At 66.6% G+C, this 16,277-nt stretch carries 14 protein-coding genes and 1 pseudogene; 10 read left to right on the top strand and 5 right to left on the bottom strand.

All coding sequences use genetic code 11. The annotated features are described in order from the left end of the window. Nucleotides 1-13: 13 nt before the first annotated feature. Both A8G15_RS30615 and A8G15_RS13955 read right to left on the bottom strand, forming a co-directional pair. Nucleotides 14-850, bottom strand: coding sequence for a hypothetical protein (locus tag A8G15_RS30615; RefSeq protein WP_068160312.1), 837 nt, complete (start codon nucleotides 848-850; stop codon nucleotides 14-16). Between the two features lie 221 nt (nucleotides 851-1,071). Next, a complete protein-coding gene (locus tag A8G15_RS13955; RefSeq protein WP_068160315.1) occupies nucleotides 1,072-2,604 on the bottom strand; it encodes an FAD-dependent oxidoreductase in 1,533 nt (510 codons plus the stop codon). A gap of 411 nt (nucleotides 2,605-3,015) precedes the next feature. On the opposite strand from A8G15_RS13955, the gene pglZ reads away from it, so the two are divergent. The 3 genes from pglZ (at nucleotide 3,016) to A8G15_RS30620 (ending at nucleotide 7,371) form a co-directional block, all read left to right on the top strand. After that, nucleotides 3,016-5,286 (top strand): BREX-2 system phosphatase PglZ, encoded by a 2,271-nt coding sequence (pglZ, locus tag A8G15_RS13960; protein WP_245687842.1) that lies wholly within the window; start codon nucleotides 3,016-3,018, stop codon nucleotides 5,284-5,286. Continuing rightward, nucleotides 5,283-6,563 carry a BREX system ATP-binding protein BrxD gene (gene brxD / locus A8G15_RS13965; protein WP_068160316.1) on the top strand — a complete coding sequence of 427 codons (1,281 nt, stop codon included), beginning with the start codon at nucleotides 5,283-5,285 and terminating at the stop codon, nucleotides 6,561-6,563. The genes pglZ and brxD overlap by 4 nt, the downstream gene beginning before the upstream one ends. 172 nt (nucleotides 6,564-6,735) lie before the next feature. Continuing rightward, nucleotides 6,736-7,371 (top strand): uracil-DNA glycosylase family protein, encoded by a 636-nt coding sequence (locus A8G15_RS30620; protein ID WP_156665389.1) that lies wholly within the window; start codon nucleotides 6,736-6,738, stop codon nucleotides 7,369-7,371. 191 nt (nucleotides 7,372-7,562) lie between these two features. Here A8G15_RS30620 and A8G15_RS13970 read toward each other — a convergent pair whose 3' ends face one another. Beyond that, on the bottom strand, nucleotides 7,563-7,898 hold the full coding sequence (locus A8G15_RS13970; protein ID WP_068160321.1) for a type II toxin-antitoxin system HicB family antitoxin: 336 nt from the start codon (nucleotides 7,896-7,898) through the stop codon (nucleotides 7,563-7,565). Next, complete coding sequence (locus tag A8G15_RS13975) at nucleotides 7,895-8,146, bottom strand: toxin HicA (RefSeq protein ID WP_068160324.1); 252 nt, start codon at nucleotides 8,144-8,146, stop codon at nucleotides 7,895-7,897. The genes A8G15_RS13970 and A8G15_RS13975 overlap by 4 nt, the downstream gene beginning before the upstream one ends. 114 nt (nucleotides 8,147-8,260) lie before the next feature. Between A8G15_RS13975 and A8G15_RS13980 the strand changes: the two genes are divergently transcribed. The 7 genes and pseudogenes from A8G15_RS13980 to A8G15_RS14010 all read left to right on the top strand — a co-directional run bounded on the left by A8G15_RS13980 (nucleotide 8,261) and on the right by A8G15_RS14010 (nucleotide 15,344). Beyond that, a complete protein-coding gene (locus tag A8G15_RS13980; RefSeq protein ID WP_068160328.1) occupies nucleotides 8,261-10,354 on the top strand; it encodes a DEAD/DEAH box helicase in 2,094 nt (697 codons plus the stop codon). Between the two features lie 68 nt (nucleotides 10,355-10,422). After that, nucleotides 10,423-10,857, top strand: a complete 435-nt coding sequence (locus A8G15_RS13985; protein ID WP_068160330.1) for a helix-turn-helix transcriptional regulator — start codon at nucleotides 10,423-10,425, stop codon at nucleotides 10,855-10,857. Between the two features lie 20 nt (nucleotides 10,858-10,877). Further along, nucleotides 10,878-11,288, top strand: coding sequence for a VOC family protein (locus A8G15_RS13990; protein ID WP_068160351.1), 411 nt, complete (start codon nucleotides 10,878-10,880; stop codon nucleotides 11,286-11,288). A 64-nt stretch (nucleotides 11,289-11,352) separates the two neighbouring features. After that, nucleotides 11,353-12,177, top strand: a complete 825-nt coding sequence (locus A8G15_RS13995; RefSeq protein WP_068160333.1) for a VOC family protein — start codon at nucleotides 11,353-11,355, stop codon at nucleotides 12,175-12,177. A 79-nt stretch (nucleotides 12,178-12,256) separates the two neighbouring features. Beyond that, nucleotides 12,257-13,798: pseudogene (locus A8G15_RS14000) on the top strand (protein adenylyltransferase SelO). A gap of 501 nt (nucleotides 13,799-14,299) precedes the next feature. Continuing rightward, on the top strand, nucleotides 14,300-14,941 hold the full coding sequence (locus tag A8G15_RS14005) for a dihydrofolate reductase family protein (protein ID WP_068160336.1): 642 nt from the start codon (nucleotides 14,300-14,302) through the stop codon (nucleotides 14,939-14,941). Between the two features lie 94 nt (nucleotides 14,942-15,035). After that, on the top strand, nucleotides 15,036-15,344 hold the full coding sequence (locus A8G15_RS14010; protein ID WP_068160339.1) for a DUF7677 family protein: 309 nt from the start codon (nucleotides 15,036-15,038) through the stop codon (nucleotides 15,342-15,344). Between the two features lie 166 nt (nucleotides 15,345-15,510). Here the strand turns inward: A8G15_RS14010 and A8G15_RS30625 are convergent, their stop codons facing one another. Continuing rightward, nucleotides 15,511-15,921 (bottom strand): hypothetical protein, encoded by a 411-nt coding sequence (locus A8G15_RS30625; protein ID WP_156665390.1) that lies wholly within the window; start codon nucleotides 15,919-15,921, stop codon nucleotides 15,511-15,513. Between the last annotated feature and the right edge of the window lie 356 nt (nucleotides 15,922-16,277).

Genomic DNA, 16,277 nt, shown 5'->3' on the forward strand with positions numbered 1-16,277 from the left:
ATGACCTGGCATTTCATGTGCTCGACGACCGGACCGAATCTGCCGTGGCCGGCCCGGGGCGGCGAGGCGTTCGACCGGTGCGCGGCCGGGTAGGTTGTGACCGACGTGAACGACCGGATGGATCGGGATGGAGCGCGGTGCAGAGCGACCGCTGATTCGAGATCAGCCCCGAGTTCGAGCATGAAAGCTCCGCCTGGATTTCGTCAAGAATCTGCTCCCGGACGCCCCGCCGGTCCGCGCCTGGTCCAACTTCGAGTTCCGCGACAACCGCGGCCGCTGGCACGAAGTGGACCTGCTGTTCCTGAGTCGCGACACCCTCTAGCCGGGCGAACTCGAGTACTACACCGGCACGCTGCGCGGCAACGCCCACGTGTGGAGCCGCGGCGGATACCGGTCCGAGGGCTCGCCGCTGCTGCTCACCCGCTTGACCCCCGATCTTCAGTGCATGTTGCCGGCCAGCTCCGCGATCAATCCGTACGGCCTCGACGGCAAGGAACGCCGCAGTGGCCTTCCCAGCATCGGGGAGCGCCTGCTCGCACCGTCCAGGCGCGAGCCGGTCAGCGAACAGAAGTCCCTGCTGATCCGTGGCCTGATGACCGCCATCGGCCTCGCCCCGCGCGGACAGCGGGAACTCGGATCGTGTGTGATCGACGAACAACATCTCGGCGACGGTGACGGCTGGCAGAACTGGCCCGCGTTCCACCACCACGTCGACATGGAACGGCAAGCCCGCATCCGTTTCTACCTGCCAAAACCCGGCGCCACCTCCGCGGAGGGACACGCCCCGGCGCGCGGCGTCGAACACGATTACAAGCTGCTGTCCCGTCTCGAGCACGACGGAACTCGGCATCGGCCCGGTCTCACCGCGGCGACCTATGAGCATCGACCGCAGTTTGCGAAGTTCTGCGCTGCCGAGTGTCGTCCGTTCCGCCCGTTCGAACAGTTCGGCAAGCCGGAGCAGCAGGAGCGTTCGGCACCGTTGCTCCAGCTCGCAACAATGTCTGGTCCATCGACCGTTTGGAGGCTCTTCGGGCCTAACTCGCGAAGAGGCGCGACGCTCCGCCCTGCCGGTCAGCGGGTCGTGAGGTCGCTCGTCGCGGGCCCTTCGAGTAGCGCTCCGTCGGCCGCGAACCGCGACCCGTGCAGGGGACAGTCCCAGGTGGCCTCCGCGTCGTTCCAGTTCAGGATCCCGCCGAGATGCGGGCAGACCGCGCTTACCCGACGCGTCGTTCCGTCCACGGTGGACACCGCGACGGGGCGTCCGCACTCACGAACCACCCGTCCATCTCCCCCGGCGGGGACCGTTCCGGAGGTGGTTTCGGCCGTCCACCATCCGCGCACCATGTGCAACGCCACCGTCCCGTTCAGGCGCAGGGCGGTCGTGGCGCCGGCGATCAGATCGTGGCGCCACGCGGACATGACCGGTGCCCAGGACTCGACCTCGGGATCGGGTGTTCCACCCAGACGCGATGCCAGGATCTGCGCTGCGGCGACTCCGCCGGTCATGCCCCACTTACCGAAACCGGTCGCCACCGACACGCGATCCGCTCCGGGGAGAACCGGTCCGACATAGGGAAGCCCGTCGAGGCTGCTGTAGTCCTGCGCCGACCAGCGGTGAATCTCACGTGCCTCCGGGAACATTCGCCGGCTCCAACTCAGCAGGTCCTCGTAGGCGGAGCGCGGCGACTTCTGCCGCCCGACCACGTGCCCGTTGCCGCCGACGAGGAGCAACCGCTTCGACGATGCGGACGTGCCGGCCGAGGACGCGGTGCGCAACGAGCGGGTGGGGGAGTCGACCGAAAGGTACATTCCTTCCGGCGGTTCGCCAGGCAGTTCCACCGCCAACGCATACGACCGGTTCGGTTCCAGCCGGGCGAAGAACCCTCCGCGGTCGAGGATGGGAATGCCGGTGGCGAGCACCACGTGGTCCGACCGCACGTGGCCGTCCGCGGTACGGACGGTGCACCCTGCGCCGTCGGTGTCCACACTGTGTACCCGGCGCTTGGTGAACACGGCGCCGCCGCCCGCGCGAATCAATTCCACGCCCTTGTGCAGCATCGGCATCGGGTCGAGCTGGTACTGGTCCGGCACCTTCACGGCGGCGACGATGCCGTACGGCAACGGAGTCTCGTTCACCCGTTCCGCGGGTATGCCCGCGGCGCGGCAGGCGCGGTACTCGGCGTCGACCATGCCCGACCCGGACGGGTCCTGTACATAGGTGTAGGCGTCTGCAACGTCCACGTCCACGTCGACGCCGTGCCGCGCGCAGAAGTCGACGATCCAACGCTGCGCCGACAGCGTGCCGTCCACGTACCCCTGCTGGACGACACGGGAATGTTTGCGCCCGATCTGCGAGATCCGCGTGCCCTGCAGCACACTGACCTTGCCGGTCGTGTTCCCGGTGGTGACCGCCCCGACCCCTCGGGCTTCGACGAGTGCGACTCGGCGTCCGCGTTCGGTCAAGAGAAGTGCTGTCACGACACCGGTGATCCCGGCGCCGACGACCACCACGTCGTAGTGGTCTCGCCGCTGCGCCCAGTCGTCGTACGGTTCGGTCCGAGGGGCGCGGGCATGCCACAGGGACACGGTGGGTGTGTCTGTCACCCTGCGGGGTTACCTCGCCAGACAGGTGGATAAACCGCTATTCGCCCAGTGGAGTCGCGGGCGTGCCGCGCTCGGCCGGTAGCTCGAGATGCGAGCGAGACTGCTCTTTTCTTTTGTCGCGGGGCTGGGCGTGAGCGAAACGAAGATCGGAAACGGACGCCTTGTGGCGGCTGCGCCCAACCGAGCGGAGATGCTACGGGTCCCTGTGCTTGCCTTCGGCCCCTTCCTCAACGCTGCCCGGTCGCCATGTTCCGATAGACCATCTCGGCCAACGCTTCCGGCCCCACGTCGGCGGTGACGTGCGGCTCACGGTGGACCCGGTCGTTCGTGTCGATCGTACTTGCGGTGACAGATCGAATACAGCGTCCGGTACGTCTGGTTAAGCGCCTTGTCCTTCACCGTGATGTACGGGTGCCGAACGACCGCGCCCTCGCGATGGGATTGCTCGCCGCGATCCCCACCGCCGCGGTCACCCCGGCACCCGGCGGTGTCCTCACCCGCGCGCACGCCATGGCGGCGGTGGCGCGCGGCGCGCTGGGAATGACCGACGACCCGGCCACCGAGATCGACACGCTCGTCGTCCTCGAATGGAGCCGCCGGTCCGGCATCGCCGTCGTACTGGACAGGTTGCGCACCGACGGCAGCGCCGAACTCGTCGCCGCCACGTCCGCGTGGATCGCCGAACGTGCCGGACGGCTCGCCAAATCCGTTGCCGCACTGCTCAAGAGCGGACGCATCGCCGATCTCGTCCCGCTCGGGCTGATCGCAGGTCTGTTCGCGGGATCCGACAGTGCCCTCGCATTGGGCAAGTTCCTCGGCACCTTCGGACTGACCGACCTCACCGCCGACGATCTCGTCGCCTGGAACGACGACACTTCGGGATTCGTCATCCTGATGGACGCCGACAATGATCGACGGGCGATTCTCGAGTCGGCCGCGGTCCACGTGCGTGAGCTGGGCATCGACGATATTGCGGGTCGCTCCGAGCTGCTCCCGCAGGGCCTCACCGCCCGACTCGACGAGCTCGCACAAGCCATCGCCGTTGCCGTGCCGGGCGGTCTCGACGCCGTCGAAAGCGCATGGCAGCGGACGTTGCAACATTTGTCCGTGCGCGCCTCGTCGTCCTACCGGGCCGCCGAAGCCACTGTGCGGTTGCTGCGCTGGCTTGCCGTCGACACCCCCACCAGCGGGAACCTGGACGACCACACCCGCCGCTACCTCGACGGGGACGGCTGGGTCGACGCCGCACTCGCCGCCGCGCATCGTGGCACCGACCACCGCGCGCTCGCCGAGGCCGTCACCCGCGTCATCGACGCCGTCACCGCGCGGCGTCGCGAACACGACGGGCGGTTCGCCGCGGCGCTCGCCGACACCCCCAATCCGACCGGACCGGTCGTCGAACACCTGCTGCGCACCGTCGTGTTCCCGCTCGCGAAAACCCGGCCTACGTTGCTGCTCGTCGTCGATGCTCTGTCGGTCGCGGCGGCCACCGAACTCGCCGACGCCGCAACCGAACACGGATGGAGCGAAGCCGCGGTGCTCGGCACCTCCCGCCGGACCGGCGCGCTGGCGGTGCTACCCACACTGACGCAGCGCAGCCGATGCTCTCTGCTGACCGGTGACCTGCGGGAAGGAAACGACGCCGTCGAACGCGCCGGATTCCTCGATGCACTGCGCGCGGCGGGATTGGAAGCGGCACTCGGCCGCCCCGATCCGATCTTCCACAAGAAGGCGCTCGACACCGTGCCCGCGGGCGCCGACCTGGCCACCGAGGTTGCCAACGCCATCGCCGACACCGCGGGCCGTCCGCTCGTCGCGGCGGTGCTCAACTTCGTCGACGACACCCTTCACCACACAGACCCCGGCGGAACCGATTGGGGCCTCGGCACCATCACCCACCTGCGGGCGCTGCTGCAGGCCGCGCAGCGCGCCGGTCGTGCGGTGATCGTCACGTCCGATCACGGCCACATCATCGAACGGCGCATCAGCGTCAAACACGACCGCGCGAATCTGTACGGGCAGCGCGCCCACGGCGACCTCGCCCGCGTCGAGGACGGGGAGATCGTGGTCCGTGGGCCGCGGGTGCTCACCGACAGCCGGACGGTGGTGCTCGCCGTCGACGAGACCGTTCGCTACGGACCGGTCAACGCCGGCTACCACGGGGGTGCGAGTCCCGCCGAGGTGCTCGTGCCGGTCCTCGCGTTCCACACCGGGGAACGCCCGGCCACCCTCACCGCGCTCGATCCCGTCGAGCCTCGGTGGTGGTATGCACCCGTGCAGATCGAGGCATCCACGGCGCCACCGGAGTCGCCTGTGCCCAAGAAGCAGGTGGCACCCACCCTGTTCGACGCCGACGAACCGGCCCCCGCAGTCGTGAACCTCGCCGACCAGGTGATCGCCACCGCGGTGTTCGCCGATCAGCGGCGGCTCGCCGGACGAATCGTGGTGGAGCCCGAGCAGATCCGCGCATTGCTCGCCGCGCTGCTCGCGGCACCGGCGCGGGAACTGACCACCGCGCAGGCCGCGAGCCTGCTCGGTATCGCGCCGGCGCGTGTCGGCGGTGCGCTGCTTCAGATCAAGCGGGTGCTCGACGTCGAGGGCTACGAGGTGCTGCTGCTCGACGGTGGTGTCGTCGGACTTGACGAAGCGGCGGTGCGGGAGCAGTTCGGGATCGGGTCGTGACAGCGTCGGTTTCGCCGCGTCGACGTCGGGAGATCCTCGACGCGCTGCGTCGCGGTACCGTCCCGTCCAACGGTCTCGACCAGCTCGCCGTCGGGCTGGGCCGTTTCGAAACCGAACTCGACGCGGAACTGTCCGTGGTCGCCGGGGGCGGCGCGATGTTCAAGGCGGTGCGCGGCGACTACGGCTCCGGCAAGACGTTCTTCGCCCGCTGGCTCGCCGACCGCGCGATGAAACGCGGTTTCGCGGTCGCCGAGGTGCAGATCAACGAGATCGACACGCCGCTGCACAAACTCGAAACGGTGTACCGGGGCAGCATCGAATCGCTGCGCACCGCGTCGATCCCGCCGTCCGCGCTACGGCCGATCCTCGACGCATGGCTGTTCACCATCGAGGACGACGCCGCGCAACAGGGCGTGACCGTCGACGAGCTGCTCGAACGGCGTCTCGCCGACGTCGCCACCCGCGCGCCGGTATTCCCGATGGCGATCCGCGCGTACCGGCGGATGATCGCCGACGGCGACAACGACGGCGCCGACGGCCTCGTCGCGTGGCTCGGCGGGCAACCGCACGTCGCGGCCGCGGTCAAGCGTCGCGCCGGTATCAAGGGCGACCTCGACCACTTCCTCGCCCTCGGATTCCTCCGCGGCCTGCTCGCAGTTCTTGCCGACGCCGGGAACGCCGGGTTGCTGCTCGTGCTCGACGAGGTCGAAACCCTGCAACGGGTCCGGTCCGATGCTCGCGCGAAGGCGTTGAACGCGTTGCGGCAACTCGTCGACGAGGTCCACGACGGACACTTCCCGGGCCTGTATCTACTCATCACCGGCACCCCCGCGTTCTTCGAAGGCCGCCAGGGCATTCAGCTGCTGCCGCCGCTCGCGGACCGGCTGCACACCGATTTCTCCCGCGACCCGCGTTTCGACAACCCCCGCGCGCCGCAACTGCGCCTGACCGGCTTCGACCTGGACCGGCTCGTCGAACTGGGCGGACGGGTGCGCGAATTGTTCTGCAGCGGAATCGACTCCGCGGACCGGGTTCGCGGAGTCGCCGACGACGAGTTCCTGCGCTGCTTCGCCGCCGCGGTCTCCGGTGGGCTCGGGGGACGTGTCGGGATCGCGCCGCGGTTGTTCCTGCGCAAACTCGTCGACGTGCTCGACGTCATCGAACTGCATCCCGATTTCGACCCGTACAACGACTACGAGGTTAAGATCGGGGACTCAGAGCTGTCCGACGCCGAACGCGAAACCGTGTCGGCGGACGACGTCGAACTGGATTTGTGACGTTCGGCTTGTTTGTGTCGCGGAACATCTGAGCCCACTGTGGCTCGAAGGGCGTGACAACAGTCGGACTCGGAACCTGCTCGTACACCTGCCAATTGCGTGGCAGGCCCTGCGCGTGTCCATTGGACGACCCTGGGCGAAACTCTCGCGGCGTCGAGTACGCTGCGACGCGATGAGTAGTCCCGGATATCCAAGTAGCGCTCGCGCGCTGAAGGACGACGCACTCCGCTTGCAGCGGATACAGCAAGCGAAGGTAGCGCCGTCAGTTGTCGAGCTGAATCGTTTGGTTTGGCGCATCAGCGAACGCGAGAAGTGCACCGATCGCCTTCCTTACCTCGATCCGACGTACGGAGGTGTCGATGCGGACGTCATTCTGTTGCTCAAGGCTCCTCAAGCGGATGCAGATCCGGATCGGGGACCTGCCCGATTGATTTCGCTGGACAACGACGACAGGGTGGCCGCCACGTTGTTTGATTTGTTCCGTGAGCTGGGAATCGACAGGCGTCGCTGCGTGGCTTGGAACATCTGTCCGTTCCCGATTGACAAGTTCGATCCGGACGACGATGAGTTCGTCAGAGGGCGTGAAGACTTCCGGGCCTTCGTCGATCTAATTCGCCATCCCAAGACCGTCCTCGTATTGGGTGCGAAGGTTCGAGACGGTTGGAGAGCTCACTCGTTCGGTGCTGTCACGCCGGGAACACGAGTTGTTTTCGGACCGTCGCCGTCGCCTCCGGGCATTAACCAGCCCGGCCGCCGCGACGAACTCCGTTCCGCTTTGAGGGACGCATTCGAGCCGCCCACTCGATGATCCTTGTGGGCACGTCTTAGCCCTGCTCTGCCTCAATGGGTCGATTCTGTTGGACGCGGGACACCGACGTGGGGTCACCGTGAGGGTGACAACGTCGTCGGCGGAGTTCTGGATTGGGTACCGCGGAGGCGTGGAAAGAAGGATTCTTCCGGGTAGCGGTGATGATCTCGGGATCAGGCCGGTCGGCCGGTCTACGCGCTGGTCAGTCGCTGCACCGCAAGTTGGTTGAGAGAGACGTGCCGTTCCGCGGCCTCGATCGCGAGCCGTCGATGTAGTTCGGCCGAGGTGCGGACATAGATCGTGCCGCTGTAGGAACGCTCCGAGAAGGGCTCCGGGACCTTCTCCTTGTTGGCGATCAGTTCGTCGATGACGTCGTCGACAAGCTGGACGAGACCCTCCAACGCTCGGCCCTGCTTTGCGTCGAGCCAGGACAGGCTCGGGAATTCCAGAACGGTCGCGACGTGTTCGCCGTCGTCCGGCGACCACTGCACCCGGTAGCTGTAGTGACGTGCATCCGGTCTGCTCATGACTCCTCCTCCATCTTCTTGATCGCGGCAAGAACCTGCTTGACCTGGTACGGCTTTGCCTCCCCGTGCTTTCCTCGCTGGATATTCACCCGAGGGTCGCCGGGCCAGGGCGTTCGAAACACAGCGTGACTGGTCCCGGCCTGCCGCGGTTGACCGAAGACTTCGACGCACAGTCGATGCAAGTCGTCGTACCGCACCGCTTGCGGATTGCGTGCGATCGCCGCACGAATCTTGTCGACCTTGGTCACCCTTAAATGCTAGCGCATACGCTAGCGCTGCCGCGTCGTGAATTTGCTCTGCCCCTTTCCGCCGCGAATGATCGACAGGGTGTCCGACCACTATGTGAGCATGCGGTTCGATTCGTGACCGACGACGCCTTCGCCCTGCTGCATCCGGGAGTCCAGTATCACCTCGCGAACACCCTGCGCTGGAACGGGCTCCGGCCCACCCAAGCCGCCGCGGTCGCACCCATCCTCGCCGGCGAGGACGCACTCGTGCTCGCCCCCACTGCCGGAGGGAAGACCGAAGCTGCCGCGTTTCCGCTGCTGTCGGCGATGGCCGAGCAGGACTGGCAGGGCGTGTCCGTCCTCTACATATGCCCGCTGCGCGCGCTGCTGAACAACCTGCAGCCACGCCTGCACGACTACGCCCAATGGCTCGGCCGCAACGCCGCCGTGTGGCACGGTGACGTCGGACAATCCACACGTCAACGGATTCTGCGGGACCGTCCCGACATTCTGCTCACCACCCCCGAATCGCTCGAAGCGATGCTGGTGTCCACCAAGGTGGATCCGCGGGTCCTGTTCGCCGGGCTGCGCGCCGTCGTCGTCGACGAAGTGCACGCGTTCGCCGGCGACGACCGAGGCTGGCACCTGCTCGCGGTCCTCGAACGGCTGGCGCGCGTCGCCGGGCGAGACATTCAACGCATCGGACTGTCCGCGACCGTCGGCAACCCGGACGAGTTGCTGTCCTGGCTGCAGGGCGGATTCACCACACGCACCAAGCGGGTTGTTGCGCCTTCGGTCGACGGTCCCGCGACCCCGCCGGATATCACCGTCGACTACGTCGGATCCGTTGCCAACGCCGCGACCGTCATCGCGTCCCTCCACCAGGGGGAGAAGCGACTGGTGTTCGTCGACTCTCGCCGCCGCGCCGAAGAACTCGGCGCTGCACTGCGCGAACGTGGCGTGACCACCTTCCTCTCCCATTCGTCGCTGTCCGCCGCCGAACGCCGCCAGTCCGAAGCAGCGTTCGCCGAAGCCCGCGACACCGTCATCGTCGCCACCTCCACCCTCGAGCTCGGCATCGACGTCGGAGACCTCGACCGTGTCATCCAGATCGGTGCGCCCCGCACCGTCGCGTCGTTCCTGCAACGACTCGGCCGCACCGGTCGCCGAGTGGGCACGGCCCACAATTGCCTGTTCCTGTGCCTCGACGACGAACAGGAACTGCTCGCGCTCGGCATGCTGGACCGCTGGGCGCGCGGCTGGATCGAGCCGATCATCCCGCCGCCCTCCCCGCGGCACATCGCCGCGCAACAGCTGATGGCACTGTGCCTGCAGGAACACCGGATCGGCGCCGCGACGTGGCGGAACTGGTGGGGGAGTCTGCCGATCTTCGACGACACTGCTGAGGACATCCTGCAGTTCCTGTGTGCCGAGGGCTATTTCGAACGCGACGGCGGATTCCTGCACATCGGACCGGAAGCCGAACGGCGGTTCGACCGACGCTACTTCTCCGACCTGACCGCCGTGTTCAGCGCACCACCGGAATTCACCGTGCTCGCCGGACGCAACGAGGTCGGCACCGTCGGCACCGACCTGTTGGTCGAGGAGGTCGAGGGTCCACGAGTGCTCCTGCTCGGCGGCCGGTCCTGGAAGGTCACCCACGTGGACTGGCCGCGTCGACGCTGCTTTGTCGAACCCGTCGACTCCGGCGGCAAAGCCAAGTGGTCGGGATTGGGTGGTGGCGTGTCCTACGCGATCGCCCAGGGAATGCGCTCGGTGCTGCTCGGCGAGACGCCACCCGGCGTCACCCTGACCCGTCGCGCGCAGGCCACCCTCGCGGAGCTGCGGTCCGGGTACGAGCCCGCGATCGATCAGGAAGCGGCCGTCGTCGTCCTTCCGTCCGAGGACAGCGGGCGGTGGTGGACCTGGGCCGGCACCGCCGCGAACCGAACCCTGCAGGCGTCCCTGCCGACCCTGATCGATCCCCGGCAGCGCATCGACGAGAAGTCCTTGCGTCTGCTGCCGGGCATCGGTCCCCGTGACGTGACCGCAGCGGTCGCGAATGTAACGTGGCGGGCGCCGGAGGTCGCGGCGAACGCTGTGTCCGGACTGAAGTTCTCCGCGGCTCTGCCTCTGGGCCTGGCTCGGCACACCTTGGCCGAGCGGCTGGGCGACGAAGCAGGTGCCCGTGCGGCCGTGGATGAGCCGAGGCGGATCCACCGGTCGTGAGGGCCCGATTGCAGCAGTCCTGACGCTTCTCTCTGCGCACGGCGGTCGCGGATGGAACGATGCCGCGTATGAGACCTGGGGGTGCGGAGGAACGACGTTTGCGCGACATCGCTGCGATGCGTCGCGTCCGCGACCGGATCGATCGCGAGTACGCCAAGCCGCTGAATGTCGAAACCCTCGCTCTCGGCGCCCACATGTCGGTCGGGCACCTGAGTCGAGAGTTCCGCCGCGTCTACGGCGAGTCCCCGTACTCCTACCTGATGACCCGACGGATAGAACGGGCGATGACGCTGATTCGGCGCGGAGACCTCAGCGTCACCGAAGTCTGCTTCGCGGTCGGCTGCACTTCGCTGGGCACCTTCAGCACCAGATTCACGGAACTCGTCGGTGTCCCGCCGAGCGTCTACCGCCGAGACCACTCCCGAGCTGGGGCGGGAATCCCTCCGTGCCTGGCCAAGCAGGTGACCAGACCGGTCAGGAATCGAGAAGCGCGCGGCCGGTAGGTGCGCTTAGCGTGATGGCCATGAACATCACCATTCACTACACCTTCCTCCCGCACACCGATGCCGAGGCCGCCCTGGGCTTCTACCGCGACACCCTGGGCTTCGAGGTCCGCAAGGACGTCGGCTACGAAGACATGCGCTGGATCACCGTCGGACCTGTCGGCCAACCCGGCACCTCCATCGTGCTGCACCCTCCCGCCGCCGATCCGGGCATCACCGACGAGGAACGCCGCACCATCCTGGAGCTCATCGCCAAGGGCGCCTACACCGCCGTCACCCTGGCCACCGACGACCTCGACGGGCTCTACGCCCGCCTCGAGGCTGCCGGCGCCGATGTCGTCCAAGAACCCATCGACCAGGACTACGGCGTCCGCGACTGCGCCTTCCGTGATCCCGCCGGCAACCTCATTCGCGTCAATCAGCTGACCTGAGCGGGCCGGCCACACGACCGCGACCGCCGGTTCGGCGGACCCCTCGACACGAAGGAGACACTCCGTGGCTCTCGCACTCGACATCATCACCATCGGCGTACCGCAGGTGGAAGCTGCACGAACCTTCTACACGTCCTACACGTCGACGTTCTCGACCCCCACCACCGACGACGACGGCCACACCGCCGTCCTGGACCTTCACGGCACCGGGCAGCTCGCCCTCCACCCACTCGACGCACTCGCCACCGGCACCGGTACACCTCTGAAGTCCTCCGGATTCCTTGGCTACGTCCTGTCGACGATCGTCAGCCAACCCGCCGAGGTCAAGGCTCTACTCGATGCCGCCACCGCCAACGGGGCGGCGGTCGTCAAGCCGGCGAAGAAGGGGCTGTTCGGCGAGTTCACCGCCGTCTACCAGGCGCCGGACGGGGCCGTCTGGAAGCTGACCGCCGCCTCCAAGAAGGACACCGATCGCATCCCGACCGTTCCGAAGCCGACCGAAACCGCCGTCTTCCTCGGCGTCGCGAAGCCGAAGGCATCCAAGGTGTTCTACGAGGCGCTGGGCATGCGCACCGACCGCGACTACGGCAACAAGTTCGTCGACTTCACGATCGCCGGCGGCGGGAGCCGACTGGGCCTGTTGTCCCGCAAAGCCCTCGCCAAAGACGCGGGTGTCGACGAGCACGGCGACGGCGCCGGCACCCTCGTTCTCACACACACCGCCGCATCACGCGACGACGTCGACGCGCTGCTCGCCGCCGCCCACTCCTCCGGCGGCCGAGTCACGGCCACAGGATCCCCGACCGGCCAGGGCGAGTACGCCGGGCACTTCACCGACCCCGACGGCTACCACTGGAAGATCGCCGCCGCCGAACGACGTCAGTCGTGAACTGCTCGCTCATGACCGCATCGGCCGACGGCACAACGGTGCCCACGGAACCTGCCTGCACGATGGCTACTCTCGGAGGATGGCAGCAATACCGGATTCCTCGGCACACACGCCCACGGTGGCGCTCGGTTTCGAGAACACCTTCACCGAGGAAGTCCCTGGGCTGACCGTGCCGTGGCACGGCGTGGAGGCCCCGGACCCGGCCCTGCTCGCGCTCAACGAGAATCTCGCGGCCTCGCTCGGGTTGGCGGTGAACGTGCTGCGCACCGACGAGGGGATCGCTGTCCTGTCCGGGGCCGCGGCACCGGCCGATACAACCCCGGTCGCGATGGCCTACGCGGGTCACCAGTTCGGCGGGTACGCCCCGCTCCTCGGCGACGGCCGCGCACTGCTGCTCGGCGAACTCGTCGGCACCGACGGCCAGCGGGTGGACCTGCACCTCAAGGGTTCCGGGCCCACAGGCGGCGACGGGTTCGCGGTGGTCGGTCCGATGCTGCGCGAATACCTCGTCAGCGAAGCCATGCATGCCCTCGGCATCCCCACGACGCGGTCCCTGTCAGTGGTCGCCACCGGCCGCCCGGTCCACCGCGACGGCGTCGAACCGGGTGCGGTGCTCGCCCGGATCGCCTCGAGCCACCTGCGGGTAGGAACCTTCGAACTGGCGGCCCGCCAGGGCGACATCGTGCGCACGCTCGCCGACTACGCGATCACCCGGCACTACCCGCACCTGGCCGAACGACCGGAACCGGGGGAGGGGAACCGCTACCTGGCGTTCCTTGAGCGCGCCGACTTCGACGGTCACGGTGGCGCCGGCGTCGTGCAGCGCGGTGACGCTGTGGTCGAGGCGCAGGCGTCGCTGGTGGCGCAGTGGATGCTCGTCGGTTTGGTGCACGGCGTGATGAACACCGACAACACGACCATTTCGGGGGAGACCATCGATTACGGCCCGTGCGCCTTCCTCGACGCGTATCACTTGTCGGCGGCGTTGTTCCATCGACCACAGCGGCCGTTATGCGTTCGGCAACCAGCCCGCCGTCCTGAAATGGGACCTGGCGCGGTTCGCCGAAACCCTGCTGCCGCTGTTCGATCCGACGCCCGACGACGCGGTAGCCGCAGCGACGGCCGTGCTCAACGCGTTCGACGAACGCTACGACCATCACTACACCACGGGGACGTCGGCCAAACTCGGCCTGACCGAGATCGTCGACGGGGCACTGATCGATGATCTGCTCGCCCTGATGGCGCGACACCGCATGGACTGGACGGGCACCTTCCGTGCCCTTGCCGACGAACTGCGCGGCAATCCAGCAACACTCGAAGCCCTGGTCTCCCGCGAGCACATCGCCGCGTGGCTCGAGAGGTGGCGGAATGCGCTGGCGACGCAGGGGAGGAACGAACCCGAAACCGCCGAGGCGATGGACACGATCAATCCGACTACATTCCGCGCAACCATCAGCTCGACGCTGCGCTGCGCGCGGCGACCGACGGCGATCTGACGCCGTTCCGGGCACTGCTGGACGTGGTGACTCATCCGTTCGAACGTCGTGTCGGATGGTCGCAGTACGCTGGCGCTGCCCCGCAGGCGTTCACCGACGAATTCCGAACGTTCTGCGGCACATAACAATGTTGATGGGGGAGGGTTGCGGCGACGGTGGTACTCGCGCTCGGGCCGCAACATCTCGGGCGGGACGCCAGGAACCAACGACGGTACCAGCACCGCTGACAGCGGTACCGCCAGGAAATTCTCGCTGAGTAACCGGCTCGGCCCTTCTTGAAGAGATCGTGAGAGAGCTGTATTGCACAGCATGTCCGTGCTGGGTATGGCCAAAGCTCACGTCGAGAAGTCGAAAGCCCTCCGAGTCGCGAACCCGGAGGCGATATCCACCCGAGGAAGTGATCCAAGCCCTCACCGCGCCCAGCTCGGCGAAGCCCGCCGCACCGAGATCGCGGCGAAAAGGGAACAAGTGTGGACCGAGCTCGGAGACGAAACGTGATCGCCGGTTCGGCTACCGTGGTGCTCGAGGTTCTCGGGGCAGTATCGCCGTGACATCGGCCGTTGCGATGAGATTCCGGCAGTCGAGGTGCAGAATTTCAGTACCGATCCTCGACTCCCGGAGTCCCCATGACGCAGCTGCTCAAAGTTCAGAACTTTACAATCTCCAGCGACGGCATCGCTGCCGGCGAGCATCAGAGTTTCGAGTCCCCGTTCGGTCTCGACCACGGCGAACTGATGTCCTGGGCCGGTGCGACCGCGAGCTGGCCGAACCGCACCGACCCGGGCGGAACACGCGGACTCGACGACTACTTCGCCCGCGACTTCTCACGCAACATCGGTGCAGAGATCATGGGTCGCAACAAGTTCGGACCCCAGCGCGGTGAGTGGGAGAACCTCGACTGGCAGGGCTGGTGGGGCGATGAACCGCCGTTCCGTACCCCGGTTTTCGTCCTGACCCACTACCCGCGCCCGTCCATCACGCTCTCCGACACGACCTTCCACTTCGTCGGCGGTGAACCCGCCGCGGTACTCGAGCAGGCGAAGGCCGCCGCGCAGGGCAAGGACGTGCGGCTCGGCGGTGGCGTCACCACCATCCGGGAGTTTCTCGACGCCGACCTCGTCGACACCCTGCACGTGGCGGTGTCACCCGTGACGTTCGGTGCGGGGCTGCGGCTGTGGGAGTCACCGGACGACCTGCGCGGCCGGTTCCACCACGAGGTCGTGCCCAGCACCAGCGGCATCATCCACCACCTGTTCTGGCGGCGCTGAACCTTCCCGGCTACTGCAGGCACAGGCGGGTGGCGGCCGGAACCGGCCGCCGGGGGAACGGATCGCCGGCGTATCCGGTGGATAGAGTCCGGGGATGCCCACAAATCTTTCGCACGGTGCATCCGGTGCGCTGCGACGGTTTTCCGGCTGGGTTGCCCGCGGGTCGGTAGGTCATCCGCTTCTCGACGGAATCGACTATTGGGACGACCTGCGTGAGTCGGCGAGCCAGATGGAAACGTTGTTCGCGATTTTCTGCAACGTCCTGGAACTCGACGACGAGGGTGAACCTGTCAACGAGAAGTACGCCGAGCGACGAGCGGCACTGTGGATCTACCGGTATTGCACGGGGAAATGGCCCGAGGGTGAACCGGAACTTGAGAGCTGGGAAGTCGAACTCTACTAGCCGGCCCTGCAAATCCAGGGTCGTCGCCGGTGCATCCTTGGAGAAAATGGGATAAACACTTCCGTTTGCTGGGAGTAGTTCATTTAAAGCGGCGTGTTCCGTCGTCTTATATAAGTGCGAAAGATTCCATCTCTGTGAAACGGAGTTGCCCTTGCCCATTCGACTCTCAGTTCTGCCCCGGAATCTGTCCCGGAATCTGTCCCGAGGATTGTTGCTGCTCCGTGGGTCGCCGACCTGTATGAGGATCGCACATTCGCATCCAATGGAGGATCTTCGGCCCATCGGCGGTCCCGAGGAAAAGTCTGGAGGCGCCCTCATGGTCGAGTATTTCGATCATGAGCAGGTCGTCGGCGGTATGGCCTTCGAGGAAGGAAATCAGTTCTTCGGTCTGCTGCGCGAGTAGTTCGTTACCGCCGGTATATCTTCTCCTCCTTCTGTAAATGTGGAGAAGGCTGTCTCTGGAGACTGGTCCTCCCGTCGCACTCGTGGCGGATTCTGCAATGCGGAGAAGTGACTCATCGGCCACGCCACGCCTGATTGCATCCTTCGCCACTTCTATTATGTTGTCGATCTCCATGGCCCACCTCCGACGCTTACATCTGCCCCTGTGATCGTCCCCAGTATGGTCACCTCATCCTCTGGATAAGAATACGTGATTCCTGAAACGCGTTGGTACGATATGCCATCGGCGTTGGGGATCCTCATGACGACGCCAGGCCCGTTTCTTGTCTGACTTTCCGCCAGTGCTACGCCCTCGTAGTCCGTGGTCCAGGAAACGAAGGGGCTCTCTGTATTCCCTCCGGCGTGCCGGTTGGCGGAAGCGACGCCACCTCGAGGCTCGGCGATCCCTTCGAGTGCGTTCTGGTACATTTTTTGGTATTCCTCTGGATCAAGATGTGTTCGGCAGGGTACGCCGCCTGACTTGCACAGGTT

It is taken from the genome of Rhodococcus phenolicus (assembly GCF_001646785.1).
GTDB classification, from domain to species: Bacteria; Actinomycetota; Actinomycetes; order Mycobacteriales; family Mycobacteriaceae; genus Rhodococcus; species Rhodococcus phenolicus.